Annotated in this window: 1 pseudogene; it reads left to right on the plus strand. The window is 55.9% G+C overall.

The features are described 5' to 3' along the window. Positions 1–789: pseudogene (locus ACTHUM_RS16115) on the plus strand (lactoferrin/transferrin family TonB-dependent receptor); the annotation flags it as partial.

Here is a 789-nt window from a genome sequence, read left to right on the forward strand (position 1 = left end):
CAACGAAATCGAATATGAAAACGTCGGTACGGTAGAAATCGACAAAGGTGCCGGTTCTTCCGATCACGGCAGCGGTGCGCTCGGCGGAGCAGTCTCCCTCCGCACCAAAGAGGCGGCAGACCTGATTTCAGACGGCAAAAGTTGGGGGATACAGGCAAAAACCGCCTACGGCAGTAAAAACCGCCAATTTATGAAGTCGCTCGGCGCGGGTTTCAGTAAGGACGGTTGGGAAGGGCTGTTAATCCGAACCGAACGCCAAGGGCGGGAAACGCGCCCGCACGGCGATATTGCGGACGGGGTGGAATACGGCATAGACCGTTTGGACGCGTTCCGCCAGACATACGATATTCAGAGTCCGAATAAAAAGGCGGAATATTTCCTGGCGGAGGGCGAGAGTGAGCTCAAGCCTGTGGCAAAATTGGCGGGCAACGGGAAATATTTGAAAAACCAGCTCAACCGCTGGGTGGAAGAACGCCGTTCAAAAGGTCAGGCTTTAAACAGTGAAGAAGAAGCGATGGTGCGGGAGGCGCAGGCGCGCCACGAAAACCTGTCCGCCCAATCGTACACAGGCGGCGGCAGGATATTGCCCGATCCGATGGATTACCGCAGCGGTTCGTGGCTTGCCAAGCTGGGCTACCGCTTCGGCGGCAGGCATTATGTCGGCGGCGTGTTTGAGGATACCAAACAGCGTTACGACATCCGCGATATGACGGAAAAACAGTATTACGGTACGGACGAGGCGAAAAAGTTTAGCGACAAGAGCGGGGTGTACGACGGCAACGATTTCCG

It is taken from the genome of Neisseria sp. P0021.S006 (genome assembly GCF_051956895.1).